This is a genomic window from Klebsiella pneumoniae complex sp. WS1778, from assembly GCF_049472055.1.
GTDB lineage: Bacteria > Pseudomonadota > Gammaproteobacteria > Enterobacterales > Enterobacteriaceae > Klebsiella > Klebsiella quasipneumoniae.
Map to the genome: position 1 here is coordinate 319,468 of NZ_JBKGTJ010000003.1, position 19,412 is coordinate 338,879.

General features: G+C 60.0%; 18 protein-coding genes and 1 other RNA gene. 11 read left to right on the forward strand and 8 right to left on the reverse strand.

What is annotated here, in order from left to right; all coding sequences use genetic code 11:
* The first annotated feature begins 21 nt into the window (after positions 1-21).
* Positions 22-789 (forward strand): oxidative stress defense protein, encoded by a 768-nt coding sequence (locus tag ACLEXF_RS16090; protein WP_004205295.1) that lies wholly within the window; start codon positions 22-24, stop codon positions 787-789.
* 54 nt (positions 790-843) lie between these two features.
* Here ACLEXF_RS16090 and argP read toward each other — a convergent pair whose 3' ends face one another.
* Complete coding sequence (argP, locus tag ACLEXF_RS16095; RefSeq protein ID WP_002916497.1) at positions 844-1,737, reverse strand: DNA-binding transcriptional regulator ArgP; 894 nt, start codon at positions 1,735-1,737, stop codon at positions 844-846.
* A 167-nt stretch (positions 1,738-1,904) separates the two neighbouring features.
* Here argP and rpiA point away from each other — a divergent pair, with 167 nt between their 5' ends.
* Entirely contained in the window at positions 1,905-2,564 is a 660-nt protein-coding gene (gene rpiA, locus ACLEXF_RS16100) for a ribose-5-phosphate isomerase RpiA (RefSeq protein ID WP_002916495.1), read from the forward strand.
* A 269-nt stretch (positions 2,565-2,833) separates the two neighbouring features.
* Positions 2,834-4,066, forward strand: coding sequence for a phosphoglycerate dehydrogenase (serA, locus tag ACLEXF_RS16105; protein WP_043520934.1), 1,233 nt, complete (start codon positions 2,834-2,836; stop codon positions 4,064-4,066).
* 83 nt (positions 4,067-4,149) lie between these two features.
* Here serA and ACLEXF_RS16110 read toward each other — a convergent pair whose 3' ends face one another.
* The 3 genes from ACLEXF_RS16110 to zapA all read right to left on the reverse strand — a co-directional run bounded on the left by ACLEXF_RS16110 (position 4,150) and on the right by zapA (position 5,400).
* Entirely contained in the window at positions 4,150-4,746 is a 597-nt protein-coding gene (locus tag ACLEXF_RS16110) for a 5-formyltetrahydrofolate cyclo-ligase (protein ID WP_048295581.1), read from the reverse strand.
* A 99-nt stretch (positions 4,747-4,845) separates the two neighbouring features.
* Positions 4,846-5,029, reverse strand: a non-coding RNA gene (gene ssrS, locus ACLEXF_RS16115) — 6S RNA.
* A 41-nt stretch (positions 5,030-5,070) separates the two neighbouring features.
* On the reverse strand, positions 5,071-5,400 hold the full coding sequence (gene zapA, locus ACLEXF_RS16120; RefSeq protein ID WP_004205298.1) for a cell division protein ZapA: 330 nt from the start codon (positions 5,398-5,400) through the stop codon (positions 5,071-5,073).
* Between the two features lie 166 nt (positions 5,401-5,566).
* On the opposite strand from zapA, the gene ACLEXF_RS16125 reads away from it, so the two are divergent.
* From ACLEXF_RS16125 to ACLEXF_RS16160, 8 genes are all read left to right on the forward strand, one after another.
* Positions 5,567-6,145, forward strand: coding sequence for a YecA family protein (locus ACLEXF_RS16125; protein WP_002916486.1), 579 nt, complete (start codon positions 5,567-5,569; stop codon positions 6,143-6,145).
* Positions 6,146-6,168: 23 nt separating this feature from the next.
* Positions 6,169-7,485 carry a Xaa-Pro aminopeptidase gene (gene pepP, locus ACLEXF_RS16130; protein WP_048295580.1) on the forward strand — a complete coding sequence of 439 codons (1,317 nt, stop codon included), beginning with the start codon at positions 6,169-6,171 and terminating at the stop codon, positions 7,483-7,485.
* Positions 7,482-8,660, forward strand: coding sequence for a 2-octaprenyl-6-methoxyphenyl hydroxylase (ubiH, locus tag ACLEXF_RS16135; protein ID WP_198079818.1), 1,179 nt, complete (start codon positions 7,482-7,484; stop codon positions 8,658-8,660). Before pepP ends, ubiH begins: the two co-directional genes overlap by 4 nt.
* A 10-nt stretch (positions 8,661-8,670) precedes the next feature.
* Positions 8,671-9,873 (forward strand): FAD-dependent 2-octaprenylphenol hydroxylase, encoded by a 1,203-nt coding sequence (ubiI, locus tag ACLEXF_RS16140; protein ID WP_284127147.1) that lies wholly within the window; start codon positions 8,671-8,673, stop codon positions 9,871-9,873.
* Between the two features lie 423 nt (positions 9,874-10,296).
* On the forward strand, positions 10,297-11,391 hold the full coding sequence (gene gcvT / locus ACLEXF_RS16145) for a glycine cleavage system aminomethyltransferase GcvT (protein ID WP_004205303.1): 1,095 nt from the start codon (positions 10,297-10,299) through the stop codon (positions 11,389-11,391).
* Positions 11,392-11,415: 24 nt separating this feature from the next.
* The gene (gene gcvH / locus ACLEXF_RS16150; protein WP_002916479.1) at positions 11,416-11,805 is read left to right on the forward strand and encodes a glycine cleavage system protein GcvH; all 390 of its coding nucleotides are present in this window, start codon (positions 11,416-11,418) and stop codon (positions 11,803-11,805) included.
* Positions 11,806-11,950: 145 nt separating this feature from the next.
* A complete protein-coding gene (gene gcvP / locus ACLEXF_RS16155) occupies positions 11,951-14,824 on the forward strand; it encodes an aminomethyl-transferring glycine dehydrogenase (protein WP_043520931.1) in 2,874 nt (957 codons plus the stop codon).
* A 61-nt stretch (positions 14,825-14,885) separates the two neighbouring features.
* Positions 14,886-15,629 (forward strand): SDR family oxidoreductase, encoded by a 744-nt coding sequence (locus ACLEXF_RS16160; protein ID WP_043520930.1) that lies wholly within the window; start codon positions 14,886-14,888, stop codon positions 15,627-15,629.
* Between the two features lie 194 nt (positions 15,630-15,823).
* Here ACLEXF_RS16160 and ACLEXF_RS16165 read toward each other — a convergent pair whose 3' ends face one another.
* From ACLEXF_RS16165 to ACLEXF_RS16180, 4 genes are read right to left on the reverse strand one after another with little or no spacing between them, the layout of a single operon-like run.
* The gene (locus tag ACLEXF_RS16165; protein ID WP_004205308.1) at positions 15,824-16,327 is read right to left on the reverse strand and encodes a protein disulfide oxidoreductase; all 504 of its coding nucleotides are present in this window, start codon (positions 16,325-16,327) and stop codon (positions 15,824-15,826) included.
* Entirely contained in the window at positions 16,317-16,928 is a 612-nt protein-coding gene (locus tag ACLEXF_RS16170; protein WP_017899795.1) for a DsbA family protein, read from the reverse strand. The genes ACLEXF_RS16165 and ACLEXF_RS16170 overlap by 11 nt, the downstream gene beginning before the upstream one ends.
* A 1-nt stretch (position 16,929) precedes the next feature.
* Positions 16,930-18,939: a protein-disulfide reductase DsbD family protein gene (locus ACLEXF_RS16175; protein ID WP_407259592.1), complete on the reverse strand. Its 2,010-nt coding sequence runs from the start codon at positions 18,937-18,939 to the stop codon at positions 16,930-16,932.
* A gap of 49 nt (positions 18,940-18,988) precedes the next feature.
* A complete protein-coding gene (locus ACLEXF_RS16180) occupies positions 18,989-19,348 on the reverse strand; it encodes a hypothetical protein (RefSeq protein WP_017899797.1) in 360 nt (119 codons plus the stop codon).
* Between the last annotated feature and the right edge of the window lie 64 nt (positions 19,349-19,412).

The following is a 19,412-nucleotide window of genomic DNA, read 5'->3' on the forward strand; positions in this document are numbered from 1 at the left end:
AAGTAACATGGAGAAACGACAGTGAAGTTAAAAGTCTTAGCCCTGGCGGCAACACTCGGATTTAGCACGATGGCGGCACAGGCCAGCGAATTGCCGGACGGTCCGCATATTGTGACTTCAGGCACAGCAAGCGTTGCTGCGGTTCCGGATATCGCCACCCTGGCGATCGAAGTGAACGTGGCGGCAAAAGATGCCGCATCGGCAAAAAAACAGGCTGACGATCGCGTTGCGCAATACCTCTCTTTCCTCGAAAAGAGCGGCATTGCGAAAAAAGACATCAACTCGGCGAATCTGCGCACTCAACCTGATTACGACTATCAGAACGGGAAAAGCATTCTCAAAGGCTACCGCGCGGTGCGCACTGTCGAAGTGACCTTGCGCCAGCTGGATAAACTCAACGGTCTGCTGGACGGCGCCCTGAAAGCCGGTCTGAACGAAATTCGCTCCGTCTCGCTGGGCGTTGCGCAACCGGACGCCTACAAAGATAAAGCGCGTAAAGCGGCGATCGACGACGCCGTGCATCAGGCGCAGGAGCTGGCCGCAGGTTTCCACAGCAAGCTGGGTCCGGTGTACAGCGTGCGCTACCACGTCTCTAATTATCAGCCGAGCCCGATGGTTCGCATGATGAAGGCCGCTGACGCTGCGCCGGTTTCCGCCCAGGAAACCTACGAGCAGGCCACCATCCAGTTTGACGACCAGGTCGACGTCGTGTTTGAACTGCAGCCGGCGCAGGCTGCGGCCCCGGCCACGCCGGCGAAACCGGCTGAAGCGCCGAAACCGGCCCAGTAAGCGATAGAAACAAAAAAGCCACTTCAGCGAAGTGGCTTTTTTTATGCCCGCGGCTTAATCCTGACGCAGCACCTTGTGGCCGTAGTCGATGAGCGCATCGGTCACCCGGCGCATCATGCGGCTTTCCGGGGCAAAGCGGTGCCAGTAAAGCATACGGCGCTGAAACAGGCCGGGAGTGAGGTCGATAAGCTCGCCGCTGTTGAGCTCTTTTTCGATCTGCAGATGGGGGATCATGCAGCAGGTGGTGCCCTGGCGCGCCAGCTGGACGAAGGCTTCCGACGAGTTGACGATATGGCAGGGGACGCTACCCGGCGGCAGGTCGAAGTTTTGCTGCAGAAATGCCTGATGCATATCATCCAGATGATCGAAAGCGACGACCGGCGCTTTCAGCAGCGCCGAGCGCGTTACGCCGTTGGGGAAATAGCGTTGCGCAAACTCTTTTGAGGCGACAAACAGGTAATCGAGCGCGCCGAGCTGATCCACCAGGCAGCTTGGCAGCGCCTGTGGCTGGATACTTACCGCGCCGACCACTTCGCCACGGCGCAGGCGTTCCTGGGTGCGGGTTTCATCTTCCACCTGCAGGTTGAGACGAATAGGGGAGTCCGACAGCACATTAGCCAGCGCCGGCAGCAGCCAGGTCGCCAGACTGTCGGCGTTCACCGCCAGCGACAGCAGCAGCGGCGTGGAGCCAGTCTGCTCGTCCCCCAGCCACTCTTCCTCCAGCAGTTCAACCTGGCGCAACAGCGCCAGCAATTTTTGCCCTTGCTCGGTTGGGCGCGGCGGCACGGTACGTACCAGCAGCGGCTGGCCGAACATATTTTCCAGTTGCTTAATACGCTGTGAGACGGCGGACTGGGTAATACATAGCTTCTGCGCGGCGCGCTCAAATCCTCGTTCTCTAATCACCGCGTCCAGCGCTTGTAGTGTCCTGTAGTCCGGTCGTTTCATTATTCTGGCGTGCCCCCATAACTAATCGTTATCTCGCACTATGACATAAATTTTTATTTGATACAGACGAAATTGGTCTGCTCTGTTGTGTGATCTGCATCGCAGGGACATTTCCACTGTCGATGTTCTATAATGCGCCACAGGCATTCACATCTCGGACCATAATTATGACGCAGGATGAACTGAAAAAAGCGGTAGGTTGGGCGGCGCTGCAATACGTACAGCCAGGGACCATTGTGGGCGTAGGCACCGGCTCGACGGCGGCCCATTTTATTGACGCGCTGGGCACCATGAAGGGGCAAATCGAAGGGGCGGTTTCCAGCTCCGATGCCTCCACCGAGAAGCTGAAAAGCCTCGGGATCACCGTCTTCGATCTCAACAGCGTCGATCGCCTGGGGATCTACGTTGACGGCGCGGATGAGATCAACGGCCACATGCAGATGATCAAAGGCGGCGGCGCGGCGCTGACCCGTGAGAAGATCATCGCCTCGGTAGCGGATAAATTTATCTGCATCGCCGATGCCTCCAAGCAGGTCGATATTCTGGGTAAATTCCCGCTGCCGGTTGAGGTCATTCCGATGGCGCGCAGCGCCGTGGCGCGCCAGCTGGTCAAGTTGGGCGGCCGTCCGGAATACCGTCAGGGCGTGGTGACCGATAACGGCAACGTGATCCTTGACGTGCACGGCCTGGAAATTCTCGATGCTATCGCGCTGGAAAACGCGATTAACGGCATTCCTGGCGTCGTGACCGTGGGGCTGTTCGCCAACCGCGGCGCCGACGTGGCGCTGATCGGCACCGCTGACGGTGTGAAAACCATCGTAAAATAGTCTGTCCGCAGGGAGCCAACCGGCTCCCTCGCAAATATTTTTTCACCTGGCGCAATTTAGTGACTTCTGTCACATTTGTGCAACCATTCTGATTAACGCGCTACCGTTCATTATCTTTCTGGTGTTTTGTCCTGCCATTTCCTTCTGAATGACATTTCTTCAGGACAGCGACGCAAACGTTCATATTGCCGCGATAGTTTTTTTTGATATGTTGCTGAGACGAACTTTCGTTCAGCACGACATCAGTTAAGACAAAACAGGACGGGGAAATGGCTAAGGTATCACTGGAAAAAGACAAGATTAAATTTCTGCTGGTTGAAGGTGTGCATCAAAAGGCAATCGATAGCCTTCGCGCGGCAGGTTACACCAACATTGAATTTCATAAAGGCGCGCTGGATTCCGAACAGCTGAAAGCGTCGATCCGTGATGCCCATTTCATCGGCCTGCGTTCCCGTACCCACCTGACTGAAGAGATTTTCGCCGCGGCGGAAAAACTGGTTGCCGTCGGCTGCTTCTGCATCGGTACCAACCAGGTCGATCTGGACGCCGCCGCGAAACGCGGTATTCCGGTGTTTAACGCGCCATTCTCCAATACCCGTTCGGTGGCCGAGCTGGTGATCGGTGAGCTGCTGCTGCTGCTGCGCGGCGTGCCGGAAGCCAACGCCAAGGCGCATCGCGGCGTATGGAATAAGCTGGCGGTGGGGAGCTTTGAAGCGCGCGGCAAGAAACTGGGGATTATCGGTTACGGCCACATCGGCACCCAGCTCGGCATTCTGGCGGAATCGCTGGGGATGCATGTCTTCTTCTATGATATTGAAAACAAACTGCCGCTGGGCAACGCCACTCAGGTACAGCATCTCTCCGACCTGCTGAACATGAGTGATGTGGTCAGCCTGCACGTGCCGGAAAACGCCTCCACCAAAAATATGATGGGCGCGGAAGAGCTGGCGCTGATGAAGCCGGGCGCGCTGCTGATCAACGCCTCCCGTGGTACCGTGGTGGATATTCCGGCGCTATGCGATGCGCTGGCGAGTAAGCATCTGGCCGGGGCGGCGATCGACGTCTTCCCGACCGAACCCGCGACCAACAGCGACCCCTTCACTTCGCCGCTGTGCGAGTTTGATAACGTGATCCTGACGCCGCATATCGGTGGCTCCACTCAGGAAGCGCAGGAGAACATCGGTCTGGAAGTGGCCGGCAAGCTGGCGAAGTACTCTGACAACGGGTCTACCCTGTCGGCGGTCAACTTCCCGGAAGTTTCTCTGCCGCTGCACGGTGGACGCCGTCTGCTGCACATCCATGAGAACCGGCCGGGCGTCCTGACCGCCATCAACCAGATCTTCGCCGCGCAGAGCATCAATATTGCCGCCCAGTATCTGCAAACGTCGCCGCAGATGGGTTACGTGGTTATTGATATCGAAGCGGAAGAAGATGTTGCCCAGCAGGCGCTGCAGGCGATGAAAGCGATCCCGGGGACTATCCGCGCCCGTCTGCTGTTCTAACCATTTTTGCCTCTCGGGCAGGTCGCGTGCCTGCCCGTTTTTTTGTTAACACCTTCCAGGCAGAAATTCTTCTCCCCACGTACCTACCAACACCAGGTTTTGCCCGGGGTGATCACCGCCGGCAGCGGGATATCCCACTCTTCGCTCGGCAGGGTGTCCACCTGCTGGCAGTCGTGCGCGTAGCCCACCGGCTGCAGGCGATACTGCTGCCAGTTTTGCAGCGTCCGGTCGTAAAAACCGCCACCCATCCCCAGCCGTTGTCCGCCGGCATCGAAGGCCACCAGCGGGGTGACCAGCACATCGAGATCAGCGAGCGGCAGCACGTCGCGCACGTCGAGCTTCGGTTCACGGATCTTCAGGCGATTCACTATCAGTTCGCTCTGCGGATGGTAATGTAAAAACAACAGGTTACCGTGGCTAAACGGATGCAGCACCGGGAGATACACCCGCTTGCCGGCCCGCCAGAGCTGGTCAATCAGCGGTTGGGTGTCCAGCTCGCCGTCAAAGGAGAGAAACAGCGCCACGGTGTGGGCGAGAACCACCGGCGGCCAGGCCATCATTCGCTCTGCGGCCTGCAGGGCAAACTGCCGCTGTTGCTCAGGGCTGAGCGCGCGTCGACGCTCGCGGATCTGCTGGCGAATATGCTGGCGGGAAAGCAGGGTATCGGGCTGTAGGGTCATGCAGGTCTCATGGCGAGCAGGCGAAACAATAGAAAGCAGTGTAATACAGTGCGGCGTCAGCCGAAAACAGGTGTGGGGAAATAATGCGAAGTGAGGAAGGGAATCTCCGAGATGCCGCCGCAGGCTGTAACCCTTGAACCCTTGGTTCAAGGTGAATGTGTCGTCACGGTTTTAAGGCTTCTCGGACGGACCGAGCATGCTCACCAACCGTGGAGCGCCACATTCTTGTGGTATGAAATATCGGCTCAGGGGACTGGCCCGCTTGCAAACATCTCAGAGAAATTTTGTTCCTGGAGTTACTCTAACACAGTTAACTGCAAAGTGTTATTCAAACTTCGACCCTGGTCTTTCGCTTATGCGACCTTGCTCAAGCAATGCTTGCTCGATGGTCTGCTGAAGCATGCGAATGCGCTGCTCCATGCTGGAAGCGTAGTCGCGGGTCTTCGCTTTTTCCTGAGTCAACTCATAGCTGATGTTCAACGCGGCGATGAAGACCAGCTGCTCAGTATTTGTGACTCTAGTGCGTTCTTTTAAATCTTGCAACCGCTGATTAAGGTCTTCAGCTGCCTGATTCAGGGCATCCCTTTGTTCAGGCGGGCAATTCACTCGCAGTGAACGGCCGAAAATTTGGAGATCTACGGGTTGTGCAGACATGCCACCTTCCTGCTGATTGACTGCGCTGCCTTCACACCCTGACCCGGGTCTGCGAAGGGGCGACACTATAGCTACCCTGGTGCGAAGATACAAGCCCTATTCTGGTTCACCAGGGTCCAAAGTGGTAGCATACCATGAATATTCCTCCCAACGATGACGAATGCGCATGTCTATACAGAACGAAATGCCTGGTTACAACGATGTAGACCAGTTACTGAACCAACAAGGGGTAGGGCTTACCCCGGCCGAGATGCACGGTTTGATCAGCGGATTGCTGTGCGGCGGCAACACGGACAGCAGCTGGCAGCCGCTGGTGCACGACCTGACCAACGAAGGTCTCGCCTTCGGCCATGAGCTGGCCCAGGCGCTGCGTAACATGCATTCCGCCATCAGCGACTCACTGGATGACGACGGCTTCCTCTTTCAACTGTATCTGCCGGAAGGCGATGCGGTGAGCGTCTTTGATCGCGCCGACGCTCTCGCCGGCTGGGTCAACCACTTCCTTCTTGGCCTTGGCGTGAGCCAGCCGAAGCTGGATAAAGTGAAAGACGAAACCGGGGAAGCGATTGACGATCTGCGTAATATTGCCCAGCTAGGCTACGATGAAGACGAAGATCAGGAAGAGCTGGAGATGTCTCTGGAGGAGATTATCGAGTATGTCCGCGTTGCCGCACTGCTGTGCCACGACACCTTTGCGCGTCAGCAGCCAACCGCACCGGAAGTCCGCAAACCGACATTACACTAACTAAAATTCGTTCAGGGGGCGTCATGACTCAGCAGGAATTTCTCTCGCGTCGCCAGGCGCTGTTGGCGCAGATGCAGCCAGGCAGCGCGGCGCTGATTTTCGCCGCACCGGAAGCGGTGCGCAGTGCAGATTCGGAATATCCCTACCGGCAGAACAGCGATTTTTGGTACTTCACCGGCTTCAACGAACCGGAAGCGCTGCTGGTGTTGATTAAAAGCGATGAAACCCACAACCATAGCGTGCTGTTCAACCGGGTTCGCGATCTGACCGCTGAGATCTGGTTCGGTCGCCGTCTGGGCCAGGAAGCCGCGCCGGCGAAGCTTGGCGTTGACCGGGCGCTGGCGTTCAGCGAAATCAACCAGCAGCTGTATCAGCTGCTCAACGGTCTGGACGCTATCTATTTCGCCCAGGGCGAATATGCCTATGCCGATCAGATTGTGTTCAACGCCCTCGAAAAACTTCGCAAAGGCTCGCGCCAGAACCTGCAGGCGCCGAACTCGGTCATCGACTGGCGGCCCATTGTGCATGAGATGCGCCTGTTCAAATCGGCGGAAGAGCTGGCCGTGATGCGCCGCGCCGGTGAAATTAGCGCTCTGGCCCATACCCGGGCGATGGAAAAATGCCGCCCAGGCATGTTCGAGTATCAGCTGGAAGGCGAAATTCTTCATGAATTCAATCGCCACGGCGCGCGTTTCCCCTCCTATAACACCATCGTTGGCGGCGGCGAAAACGGCTGCATTCTGCACTACACCGAAAATGAATCTGAACTGCGCGACGGCGATCTGGTGTTGATTGACGCCGGCTGCGAGTATCGCGGCTACGCCGGCGACATTACCCGCACCTTCCCGGTGAACGGCAAATTCAGCCAGCCGCAGCGCGAAATCTACGATATCGTGCTGGAATCGCTGGAGACCGCGCTGGAACTCTACCGCCCGGGCACCTCAATCTGCCAGGTGAATCAGGAAGTGGTGCGCATCATGATCACCGGCCTGGTGCGGCTCGGGATCCTCAAAGGCGAGGTTGACGAGCTGATCGCCAACAACGCCCACCGCCCGTACTTTATGCACGGTCTGAGCCACTGGCTGGGGCTGGATGTGCACGATGTCGGTAATTACGACACCGACCGTTCGCGCGTCCTGGAACCGGGAATGGTGCTGACCGTCGAGCCGGGGCTGTATATCGCCGCCGACGCCGACGTACCGGCGCAGTATCGCGGCATCGGCATTCGTATTGAAGATGACATCGTGATTACTGAAGACGGCAACGAAAATCTCACCGCCAGCGTGGTGAAGAAGGCGGATGAGATCGAGGCGCTGATGGCGGCGGCGCGCCAGTCATGAGCGTGCTGATTGTCGGCGGCGGGATGACCGGCGCGACGCTCGCCCTGGCCATCTCCCGTATGACCGGCGGCGCGCTGCCGGTCCATCTGATTGAGGCGCAGGATCCCCAGTCGGCTCGCCATCCCGGCTTCGACGACCGGGCGATCGCCCTGGCCGCCGGCACCTGCCAGCAACTGGCGCGCATCGGCGTCTGGCAACGTCTCGCCGAGCGGGCGACGCCTATCCAGCGGGTACACGTCAGCGACCGCGGCCATGCTGGTTTTGTGAATCTGGCGGCGGCGGATTATAGCCTGTCGGCGCTGGGTCAGGTGGTTGAACTCCACGATGTCGGCCAGCGACTGTTTAGCCTGCTGCGCGAGGCACCGGGCGTGACGCTACATTGCCCGGCGAAAGTGGAAGCGGTCAGCCGTCGCCAGGAGAGCGTCAGCCTTACCCTTGAGGGGGGCGAAACGATCAGCGGTAAGCTGCTGGTGGCGGCGGACGGTTCGCGTTCGTCGCTGGGCGCCCGCTGCGGCATCAGCTGGCAACAGCAGCCCTATGAGCAACTGGCGATTATCGCCAACGTGAGCACCGCGCTGCCCCACGAAGGCCGCGCGTTCGAACGTTTTACCGAGCATGGCCCGCTGGCGATGCTGCCGATGTCGCAAGGGCGCTGCTCGCTGGTGTGGTGTCATCCGCAGTCGCGCCGCGATGAGGTGCTGAGCTGGTCTGACGAACGTTTTTGTCAGGAGCTGCAGCAGGCGTTCGGCTGGCGGCTGGGGCGCATTACTCACGCCGGGAAGCGCAGCGTCTATCCGCTGGCTCTCACCACCGCCAGCCGCGCGGTGTCGCACCGCCTGGCGCTGGTCGGCAACGCGGCGCAGACGCTGCACCCGATTGCCGGGCAGGGCTTTAATCTCGGCCTGCGCGATGTGATGAGCCTGGCGGAGTTGCTCGCTGACGCCCATCTCAGCGGCGAAGATGTCGGCCATTATCCGCTGCTGTGTCGCTATCAGGCGCGCAGGGCAGGGGATAAAGCCACCACCATCGGCGTGACCGATGGGCTGGTGCATCTGTTTGCCAACCGTTGGGCGCCGCTGGTGGTGGGGCGCAATGTCGGTCTGATGGCCATGGAATTATTTACCCCGGCGCGCGATGCGCTGGCGCAGCGTACCCTCGGTTGGGTTCCCCGTTAAGGAGTAGAACGTGCAAAGTGTTGATGTTGCCATTGTTGGCGGTGGAATGGTGGGGCTGGCTGTAGCCTGCGGTTTACAGGGCAGCGGCCTGCGCGTCGCGGTGCTGGAGAAAGCGGAGCCGCAGCCGCTGGCCGCCGATGCGCCGCCGGCGCTGCGCGTGTCGGCAATTAACGCCGCCAGCGAAAAGCTACTGACCCGCATCGGCGTCTGGTCAGAGATCGTCGCCCAGCGCGCCAGCTGCTATCACGGAATGGAAGTGTGGGACAAAGACAGCTTCGGCCGCATTAGCTTTGATGACCAGAGCATGGGCTTCAGCCATCTGGGCCACATTATTGAAAACGCTGTGGTGCATTATGCGCTGTGGCAGAAGGCGCAGCGCTGCGCTGACGTTACCCTGCTGGCGCCTGCGCAACTGCAGCAGGTGGCGTGGGGCGAGAATGAAGCCTTTCTCAGCCTGCAGGACGGCAGCATGCTCACCGCGCGGCTGGTGATCGGCGCCGATGGTGCCAATTCATGGCTGCGCAATAAAGCCGATATTCCGCTGACCTTCTGGGATTACCATCATCATGCGCTGGTGGCGACCATCCGTACCGCTGAGCCGCATCAGGCGGTGGCCCGCCAGGCGTTCCATGGCGACGGGATCCTCGCCTTCCTGCCGCTCTGCGATCCGCATCTGTGCTCGATCGTCTGGTCGCTGTCGCCGGCGGAGGCGCAGCGGATGCAGGAGGCTGATGAAGCCACCTTTAATCAGGCGTTGAATATCGCCTTCGATAATGGCCTTGGCCTCTGCCAGCTGGAAAGCGCACGTGAAGTCTTCCCGCTGACCGGCCGCTATGCCCGCCAGTTCGCCGCCCACCGCCTGGCGCTGGTCGGCGATGCCGCGCATACCATCCACCCGCTGGCCGGGCAGGGCGTCAATCTCGGCTTTATGGATGCCGCCGAGCTTATTGACGAACTGAAGCGCATGCACGCCCAGGGCAAGGATATCGGCCAGCATCTTTATCTGCGCCGCTACGAGCGTAGCCGCAAGCACAGCGCCGCGCTGATGCTGGCGGGCATGCAGGGCTTCCGCGACATGTTTTCCGGTAGCCATCCGGCGAAGAAATTCATCCGCGACATGGGGCTGAAACTGGCCGATACGCTGCCGGGCGTGAAACCGCAGCTGATTCGCCAGGCGATGGGCCTCAACGATCTGCCTGCCTGGTTACGTTAACCGCGTCACACTTCTTTCACCCGGCCTGCGCGCCGGGTTTTCCCCCTCATTTGAAATATTCTAATTTCACCTCTTTTTTCGCATTAGATTTATTAATGCGTCCTTTTTTTTGTTAAAGAAATTAGGACGATAAAATCGCACAAAACACCATCATTCCCTAATCAGTGCCGCCTTAATGTTAATTTTATGTGGCATAAATCGCTTTTTTCCAGTCAATAACTCTGTAGGCTTTTCGGCGGATTTTAGTCATAAGCTAATGTGATGCCCTGAATGAGCTTATGGTTTAGTGCCGGGTTCGGTGGTAAGTTCAGGCAAAAGAGAACGTTTGCGTCGGCGTTCGTCAGCGATGCCGACACCCGATTTCGTGGCGAAAAATCGCCGACAATCTTGTGGCTGGTTCCGTTTTTATTCGATGAGGAAAAGATGGCTCAACAGACTCCGTTGTATGAACAACACACGCTGTGCGGCGCGCGCATGGTGGATTTCCATGGCTGGATGATGCCGCTGCATTACGGATCCCAGATTGATGAGCACCATGCGGTGCGCGGCGACGCAGGCATGTTCGATGTGTCGCATATGACCATCGTTGATTTCCATGGCAGCCGGACCAGAGAGTTCTTGCGCTATTTGCTGGCCAACGACGTGGCGAAGCTCACCACCCCAGGCAAAGCGCTCTACACCGGCATGCTGACCGCCTCCGCCGGCGTCATCGACGACCTGATTGTCTATTTCCTCTCTGAAGATTATTTCCGCCTCGTTGTTAACTCCGCCACCCGCGAAAAAGACCTCGCCTGGATTTCCGAACAAGCTGAACCCTACGGCCTCGAAATCATCGTCCGCGACGATCTGTCGCTGATCGCGGTCCAGGGTCCGCAGGCGAAAGCGAAGGCGGCGACGCTGTTTACCGACGCGCAGCGTCAGGCCGTGGAAGGTATGAAGCCGTTCTTCGGCGTGCAGGCCGGCGAGCTGTTTATCGCCACCACAGGCTATACCGGCGAAGCGGGCTATGAAATCGCCATGCCGAACGAGCAGGCGGCGGATTTCTGGCGCGGTCTGCTGGACGCTGGCGTTAAGCCATGCGGTCTCGGCGCGCGCGATACCCTGCGCCTGGAGGCCGGAATGAACCTGTATGGCCAGGAGATGGACGAAGGCGTCTCTCCGCTGGCGGCGAATATGGGCTGGACTATTGCCTGGGAACCGGCGGATCGTAACTTTATCGGTCGCGAAGCGCTGGAGATGCAGCGTGAAAAGGGCACCGAACAGCTGGTTGGCCTGGTGATGACTGAGAAAGGCGTCCTGCGCGGCGGCCTGCCGGTGCGCTTTACCGATAGCGACGGTAACCAAAAAGAAGGCATTATCACCAGCGGCACCTTCTCGCCGACGCTGGGCTACAGCATCGCGCTGGCTCGCGTGCCGGCCGGGATTGGCGACACCGCGGTGGTGCAAATTCGTAACCGTGAAATGCCGGTAAAAGTGACTAAACCTGGTTTTGTACGCAATGGCAAAGCCATTGTGTGATTTCCCTTTTTTGGAGATGAATTGATGAGCAACGTACCAGCAGAACTGAAATACAGCAAAGAACACGAATGGCTGCGTAAAGAAGCGGACGGCACCTATACCGTCGGGATCACCGAGCATGCGCAGGAGCTGCTGGGCGATATGGTATTCGTTGATCTGCCGGAAGTGGGCGCCACCGTCGAAGCGGGCGCCGATTGCGCGGTTGCCGAATCCGTGAAAGCGGCTTCCGATATTTATGCCCCGATTAGCGGTGAAATCGTTGCCGTTAACGAAGAGCTGAACGACTCGCCGGAACTGGTCAACAGCGACCCGTACACCGACGGCTGGATCTTCAAGATCAAAGCCAGCGACGAAGCGCAGGTTGCCGCGCTGCTGGATGCCGCCGCGTATGAAGCTCTGTTAGAAGACGAATAAATACGCGTCATCCTTCACGCTGCAGGGGCGTTGGCTTCCTGCCGCGCGAATGATTTTGCGTATTCCGGCCCGGTAAGCATCAGCGCTTGCCGGGCAAACCAGTCAGACAATCACGATTCACCGCACGTTTCAGGAACCATCGCTCATGACTCAGACTTTAAGTCAGCTTGAAAACCGCGACGCCTTTATTGAACGTCACATTGGCCCGGACGCTCAGCAGCAGCAAGAGATGCTGAAGACCGTCGGCGCGGATTCGCTTAACGCCCTGATCGGCCAGATTGTGCCGCAGGATATCCAGCTGGCGACCCCACCGCAGGTGGGCGACGCGACAACCGAATTCGCCGCGCTGGCAGAGCTGAAGGCGATCGCCGGTCGCAACAAGCGCTTCAAGTCTTACATCGGCATGGGCTACACCGCCGTGCAGCTGCCGCCGGTTATTCAGCGCAACATGCTGGAAAATCCGGGCTGGTATACCGCCTATACCCCTTACCAGCCGGAAGTCTCCCAGGGCCGCCTGGAATCGCTGCTCAACTTCCAGCAGGTCACTCTCGATCTCACCGGGCTGGATATCGCTTCCGCTTCGCTGCTCGATGAAGCGACCGCCGCCGCCGAAGCGATGGCGATGGCCAAACGCGTCAGCAAACTGAAAAACGCCAACCGCTTCTTCGTTGCCGCCGATGTCCATCCGCAAACCCTGGACGTGGTGCGCACCCGTGCGGAAACCTTCGGCTTCGACGTGATCGTCGATGACGCCGACAAAGTGCTCGATCACCAGGCTGTCTTCGGTGTGCTGCTGCAGCAGGTGGGCACCACCGGCGAAATCCACGATTACAGCAAACTAATCGCCGAGCTGAAAGCGCGCAAAGTGATAGTCAGCGTCGCCGCCGACTTTATGGCGCTGGTGCTGCTGACGGCTCCGGGCAAGCAGGGCGCGGATATCGTCTTCGGCTCCGCCCAACGCTTCGGCGTGCCGATGGGCTACGGCGGCCCACACGCGGCCTTCTTCGCAGCGAAAGATGAATTCAAACGCTCCATGCCGGGCCGGATTATCGGCGTATCGAAAGATGCGGCGGGTAACACCGCGCTGCGCATGGCGATGCAGACTCGCGAACAGCACATCCGCCGCGAGAAAGCGAACTCCAACATTTGTACCTCGCAGGTGCTGCTGGCCAACATCGCCAGCTTGTACGCGGTTTTCCACGGCCCGGCGGGTCTGAAACGTATCGCAGGCCGCATTCATCGCCTGACCGACATTCTGGCCGACGGCCTGCAGAAGAAAGGGCTGAAGCTGCGCCATGCGCACTACTTCGACACCCTGTGCGTGGAAGTGGCGGATAAAGCCGCGGTGCTGGCGCGTGCCGAAGCCCTGCAGATTAACCTGCGCAGCGATATTCACGGCGCGGTGGGCATTACGCTCGACGAAGCAACCACCCGCGAAGACGTGCTCAACCTGTTCCGCGCCATCGTCGGCGACGATCATGGTCTGGACATCGATACCCTGGATAAAGACGTGGCGCTGGACAGCCGTTCCATCCCGGCGGCGATGCTGCGCGACGATGCGATCCTCACCCATCCGGTGTTCAACCGCTACCACAGCGAGACCGAGATGATGCGCTACATGCACGCCCTGGAGCGTAAAGATCTGGCGCTGAACCAGGCGATGATCCCGCTGGGTTCCTGCACCATGAAGCTGAACGCCGCGGCGGAGATGATCCCGATCACCTGGCCGGAATTCGCTGAGCTGCACCCGTTCTGCCCGGTCGAGCAGGCGGAAGGGTATCACCAGATGATCGCCCAGCTCTCCGACTGGCTGGTGAAACTGACCGGCTATGACGCCGTCTGCATGCAGCCGAACTCCGGCGCGCAGGGCGAATATGCTGGCCTGCTGGCGATTCGCCACTATCACGAGAGCCGCAACGAAGGCCATCGCGATATCTGCCTGATCCCAAGCTCCGCGCACGGCACCAACCCGGCTTCCGCGCAGATGGCGGGTATGCAGGTGGTGGTGGTTGCGTGCGACAAAAACGGCAATATCGATCTCGCTGACCTGCGTGAAAAAGCAGAGCAGGCGGGGGCGAATCTCTCCTGCATCATGGTCACCTATCCGTCGACCCACGGCGTATATGAAGAGACCATTCGCGAAGTGTGCGAGATCGTGCACCAGTTCGGCGGCCAGGTTTACCTTGACGGCGCTAACATGAACGCCCAGGTCGGGATCACCTCTCCGGGCTATATCGGCGCCGACGTTTCGCACCTCAACCTGCATAAAACGTTCTGCATTCCGCACGGCGGCGGCGGCCCGGGTATGGGCCCAATCGGCGTGAAAGCGCACCTGGCGCCGTTCGTGCCGGGTCACAGTGTGGTGCAGATTGAAGGGATGTTGACCCGTCAGGGCGCGGTTTCCGCCGCGCCGTTCGGCAGCGCGTCCATCCTGCCGATCAGCTGGATGTATATTCGCATGATGGGCGCGGAAGGGCTGAAGCAGGCGAGCCAGAACGCGATCCTTAACGCCAACTACATCGCTACCCGTCTGAAAGACGCCTACCCGGTGCTCTACACCGGTCGCGATGGTCGCGTGGCGCACGAATGTATTCTCGATATTCGTCCGCTGAAAGAAGAGACCGGCATTAGCGAACTGGATATCGCCAAGCGTCTGATCGACTTTGGCTTCCATGCGCCAACCATGTCCTTCCCGGTAGCGGGTACGCTGATGGTTGAGCCGACGGAATCGGAAAGCAAAGTGGAGCTGGACCGCTTTATCGACGCGATGCTGGCGATCCGCGCGGAAATCGACCGCGTCAAAGCCGGTGAATGGCCGCTGGAAGACAACCCGCTGGTGAACGCACCGCACACCCAGGGCGAGCTGGTGGGCGAGTGGAACCATCCGTACAGCCGCGAGCTGGCGGTATTCCCGGCGGGTCTGCACAACAAATACTGGCCGACGGTGAAGCGTCTGGACGATGTGTACGGCGACCGCAACCTGTTCTGCTCCTGCGTACCGATGAGCGAATACCAGTAAGTTTGCGTATTATCTATACTTTTAAAGGCGCTGCGGCGCCTTTATTTTTTGGAGGGAAGGTATGGGAATCGCTCTGATAAGCGGCGCGAGCCGCGGAATAGGCCGGGCGACGGCGCTGCTGCTGGCGCAGGAAGGGTATACCGTGGCGGTCAATTACCATCACAACATTAATGCCGCCACCGAGGTGGTGAATACCATTTTGGCGTCTGGCGGCAAAGCCACGGCGCTGCGGGCGGACATCAGCGATGAAGCGCAGGTGATGGCGATGTTTGAGGCGATTGACCGCATGGGCGAGCCGCTGACGGCGCTGGTCAACAACGCCGGGATCCTCTTTACCCAGTGTACGGTGGAGAGCCTGAGCGCCGAGCGTATTAACCGCGTGCTGGCGACCAACGTCACCGGCTATTTCCTCTGCTGCCGCGAGGCGGTCAAGCGCATGGCGCATCGGCATGGCGGTAAGGGCGGGGCGATAGTTAACGTGTCGTCGGCGGCCTCGCGCCTTGGCGCGCCGGGAGAGTACGTTGACTATGCCGCGTCGAAAGGGGCGGTGGATACCCTGACCACCGGGCTGGCGCTGGAGGTGGCGGCGCAGGGGATCCGGGTCAACGGCGTCCGTCCGGGGCTGATTTATACCGAAATGCACGCCTCCGGGGGGGAACCGGGGCGCGTGGATCGAGTGAAAGGTTCGCTACCGATGCAGCGCGGCGGCCAGCCGGAAGAGGTCGCTCAGGCCATTGCCTGGCTGCTGAGCGACAAAGCGTCGTATGTGACGGGTAGCTTCCTTGAACTGGCGGGCGGGAAATAACCCGTAGATGTCTATTGCCCGGCGGCGCTGCGCTTGCCGGCCCTACGGGGTCAAAGCCGAATGGTAGGCCGGGTAAGGCGTAGCCGCCACCCGGCATAAAAACCGCTAAAGCCCGACGGTCTAACAGGAGGCCGGCCACAGCCTCAGTACCCGTAGCCCGGCTAAGCGCAGCGCGAGCCGGGTAACCCGGCGGCCTACCAGGAGGCCAGCCACAGCCGCAGGCGCATTCCCCAACTGCTGGTCCAGCCGGTGGTAACCGACTTCACCTCGCCTCGATAAATCACCACCAGCGTTGGCGTCACCCGAATATCCCACTGCCGCGCCAGCTGGCCGCTCGGGTCATTTACCGTCGGCAGCGTCAGTTTCTTTCTGGCAAGCCACGTCTCCAGCGCGGCGTTATCGCCGGAGCGCAGGGCCACCGTCAGCACATTGCCGCCGTCGGCGGCAAGCGATGCCACCGACGGCGTGGTGTAGCGACAAACTCCGCACCAGGTGGCCCAAACGTACAGCAGCAGCGGCTTTTGCTGGCTCATGGCGTTCAGATCCACCGTCCTGCCGTCGAGGGCGTGCAGCGATGTGGCGCTGACGTTTTGCGGCAGCGCGGGCTGGCGAAAATAATCCACCGCCAGGCTCACCGCCGCGCCAATCAGCAGCCACACCGCCAGCTCGCGCAGCCAGCGCCTGATTTTACTGGCCACGGGCTTTCGCCAGCTGCTCTTTCACCAGCCCCTCCAGCTCATCAGCAGGGATCGCGCCGGCCACCATCTGATCGCCGATGATGGTCGCCGGGGTGCCCTGAATATTCAGCACCTGCGACAAAATCAGGTTCATCTTCAGCGAATCCATGGTCTTGTCATCGATATTTACACTATCGGTGGCGGTTTTCTTCTGCGCCGCGGCGATGCTGGCGTCATCGTGATAGCCTTTTTTCGCCATCAGCCGCTGATGCAGCGCCCAGAACTTATCGGGCTGCTGGCGCCAGGTCGATAGCGCCGCTTTGGCGGCATTGACCGAACTTTGCCCCTTGAACGGCAGCAGCTTAACGATCAGCTGAATGTCCGGGTTATCGTGGACGATTTTTTCCAGCAGCGGATCAAACTGTTTGCAGTAAGGGCAGTTGTAATCGGTAAACGAGACGATCGTCAGTTTTGGCGCTTTCGCGCCGGTGCGCGGGCTGTTCGGATCGTTAAACAGCAGCTGCGCCAGCTGGTCATTAGCGTTTGCTTGTGGTTCTTCCGCCGGGGCGGCGAAGCTGAAGGCGGATATGCACAGCAGCAATAAGGCGGTGATAGCTCTCATGTTATTTTCCTTGGGCGACGGACAGGGTGGCGAGAAGGTGTTCGCGATCTAACAGCGCAGGCAGGATCTCTCCCTGCGGCGATCCCGGTCCGTAAATCTGGTTAAACGGCACAGCGGCGCTGCCGCGAGTGGTTAAAAACTGACTAATCGTGGCGGAGGGGCGGCTCCAGTCGCCGCGCAGGGCGACCACGTCCGGCGCTAACAGCGCCTGCTGGACGTCATCGCGCAGCAGCACGTTGTATTTATTGGCTTTACAGGTCACGCACCAGTCGGCGGTGACATCAATAAACACCCGCTTATGTTCCGCCAGGGCGCTGGCGATAGCCTGCTCGCTGAGCGGCTGCCAGTTAACCCGGTCGCGGCGCGGGCCCTCGCCGTCAGATCGGGAGACTAAGGCGACGGCGCCCGCCACCACGATGGCCAGGGCGCCCGCGCGCAGCGCCGTCCGCCAGCGGTAGCGCCAGGCGGTGGCCACTAGCAGGGCGATGGACAGAATTACCAGCAGGGTAAGCACCGGCGTACGGCCGATGTGGATCGTCAGCAGGCTGACCAGCCATAGCGCTGAACCAAGCATCATTAGCCCCAGCAGTACGCGCAGATGATTCATCCAGCGGCCGGGACGTGGCAGTCGTTGCGCCAGCCCCGGCCAGGCAACGATCAGCAGCCACGGCAGGCTCATGCCGATCCCCATGGCGAAGAAAATGCCCCACAGCAGCGGCAGAGGCGCCACCAGCGCCACCGACACGGCGGTGCCAAGGAACGGCGCGGTGCAGGGGGTCGCCAGCAGGGTGGCGAAGGCGCCCTGCCAGAAATGGCCCATTAAGCCGTTGCCGCCGCGGGTGGCGAGGAAGGTACTGGCGCTGGAGGAGAGGCGGATTTCGAACAGCCCCAGCAGACTGGCGCTGAACAGGATCATCACCAGCGCCATGGCGCCGATAAACCACGGGCTCTGGAACTGGATCCCCCAGCCGAGCGCCTGATTACCCAGGCGTAGCGCGGTCATCATCAGCGCCAGCGCCAGGAACGAGACGACGATCCCGCACGCCGAGGCGAGGAACTGCCGCCGCACCGCGCCGCGTTCGCGATGTTCGGTTTGCACCAGCGAGCCGAGCTTCATGGCCAGCACTGGCAGCACGCAAGGCATCACATTGAGGATAAGCCCCCCGGCCAACGCCATCAGCAGCACCCAGCCTAACGTCAGCTCCGGCGCGGCGCTGCCGGCGCTGATGGCGATCTGGCTTTCCTGCGCCTGGCCGCTATCCGCCAGCACCAGCGACAAGGTTTTACCGCGCAGATCCGGCGCCGCTTCGCCCCAGCTATCGGTGACCGGTATGGTGGCGGTCAGCGTATCGCCGCGGCTGGTAAAGCTCGGCTTGCCGAAATCGACATCCTCCATGCTGTCGATAAACAGCGCTGGCTGCTGCCAGCCGGCATCGCGGCGAGCGGTCACCGTCAGTTTGCCGCTGACGTAGCTGGCGGTCAGCTGCGAAGTCAGACCATCGCCCAGCGGCAGCGTGCCCATCGCGCGGGTGAAATCGTAGCCAAAACCCTCCCCTGGCGGGGCCGTCATATCCAGCGAAAAGGGATAGTCAGTAAGAATGCAGACATTGCTGCAGGTGGATAACGTCAGTACGCCGCTGAGCGTCGGTGGTATCTTCCCGCGCAGCGTCATCGGGAAGCTGACGTCACCGTGATAGCCCTGAGTGGAAATGCCCGCGACGTCGAAGCGCTGCGGCGTCGGCCAGCGCCAGTCAACCTCCAGCGGCGTGTGCCAGGCGATAGCCGGCGCGATGCCGCCTTCCCCCGGCGAGCGCCAGTAGGTTTTCCAGCCCTTTTCCAGCGCCACGTCTAAAAGCAGGCGGGTATCGCCATTGCTCTCGGTTTGCGCCCGCAGGCGGACGCTGGCGTGTTGATTGTCGGCGGCGCGTAGCCAGCCGCTGTCGGCGGCCTGACTGACGGGCAGCCATAGCCAAAGCAGGCAGACCAGTAGTCGCCTGAATAACATAGACATAAATTTGCTCCATAAATGATGAATTAACCTGAACTGTCAGGAAAATCAGTCACTCACGGAAGACGCATAATCGCAGATGCACCCGCAATCGGGGCGGGGAGATAACGCGGGGAGGCCACTGGCGCTCGATACGCGGCGGGATCGCCGCCAGCACCGCCAGCAGCAGGGTGATAGCCAGCAGCGCCCCTTCAAACAGCATCGGCGGGACGGCCATCAGCGACTTGGCGCTGAGTTCGCACGGCGTGACCGGCGCGTCGGCTTTATCCTGGGTTTGCTGCAGTGACGGGCTGTCGGCGGTGAGGTTCATGACCAGCGCGTGCATCCCGGCCATTCGCTGGGCGGTGCAGACCAGCACCACCAGACAGGCCAGGAGGACAAAAAGAATGGCTTTGCGTTGTCGCTTAATCATGAGCGCCTCAAATATTCACGAGGCCTATCTTATCGGGCGAACGCGTTTTGGCAATGGTAAAGCT

What these genes read in the sequence shown, in the direction of transcription:
- argP (WP_002916497.1), bottom strand. Translation starts at nt 1,737, where the DNA reads ATGAAACGACCGGACTACAGGACACTACAAGCGCTGGACGCGGTGATT.
- rpiA (WP_002916495.1), top strand. Translation starts at nt 1,905, where the DNA reads ATGACGCAGGATGAACTGAAAAAAGCGGTAGGTTGGGCGGCGCTGCAA.
- serA (WP_043520934.1), top strand. Translation starts at nt 2,834, where the DNA reads ATGGCTAAGGTATCACTGGAAAAAGACAAGATTAAATTTCTGCTGGTT.
- ACLEXF_RS16110 (WP_048295581.1), bottom strand. Translation starts at nt 4,746, where the DNA reads ATGACCCTACAGCCCGATACCCTGCTTTCCCGCCAGCATATTCGCCAG.
- zapA (WP_004205298.1), bottom strand. Translation starts at nt 5,400, where the DNA reads ATGTCTGCACAACCCGTAGATCTCCAAATTTTCGGCCGTTCACTGCGA.
- ACLEXF_RS16125 (WP_002916486.1), top strand. Translation starts at nt 5,567, where the DNA reads ATGTCTATACAGAACGAAATGCCTGGTTACAACGATGTAGACCAGTTA.
- pepP (WP_048295580.1), top strand. Translation starts at nt 6,169, where the DNA reads ATGACTCAGCAGGAATTTCTCTCGCGTCGCCAGGCGCTGTTGGCGCAG.
- ubiH (WP_198079818.1), top strand. Translation starts at nt 7,482, where the DNA reads ATGAGCGTGCTGATTGTCGGCGGCGGGATGACCGGCGCGACGCTCGCC.
- gcvT (WP_004205303.1), top strand. Translation starts at nt 10,297, where the DNA reads ATGGCTCAACAGACTCCGTTGTATGAACAACACACGCTGTGCGGCGCG.
- gcvH (WP_002916479.1), top strand. Translation starts at nt 11,416, where the DNA reads ATGAGCAACGTACCAGCAGAACTGAAATACAGCAAAGAACACGAATGG.
- gcvP (WP_043520931.1), top strand. Translation starts at nt 11,951, where the DNA reads ATGACTCAGACTTTAAGTCAGCTTGAAAACCGCGACGCCTTTATTGAA.
- ACLEXF_RS16160 (WP_043520930.1), top strand. Translation starts at nt 14,886, where the DNA reads ATGGGAATCGCTCTGATAAGCGGCGCGAGCCGCGGAATAGGCCGGGCG.
- ACLEXF_RS16170 (WP_017899795.1), bottom strand. Translation starts at nt 16,928, where the DNA reads ATGAGAGCTATCACCGCCTTATTGCTGCTGTGCATATCCGCCTTCAGC.
- ACLEXF_RS16175 (WP_407259592.1), bottom strand. Translation starts at nt 18,939, where the DNA reads ATGTCTATGTTATTCAGGCGACTACTGGTCTGCCTGCTTTGGCTATGG.
- ACLEXF_RS16180 (WP_017899797.1), bottom strand. Translation starts at nt 19,348, where the DNA reads ATGATTAAGCGACAACGCAAAGCCATTCTTTTTGTCCTCCTGGCCTGT.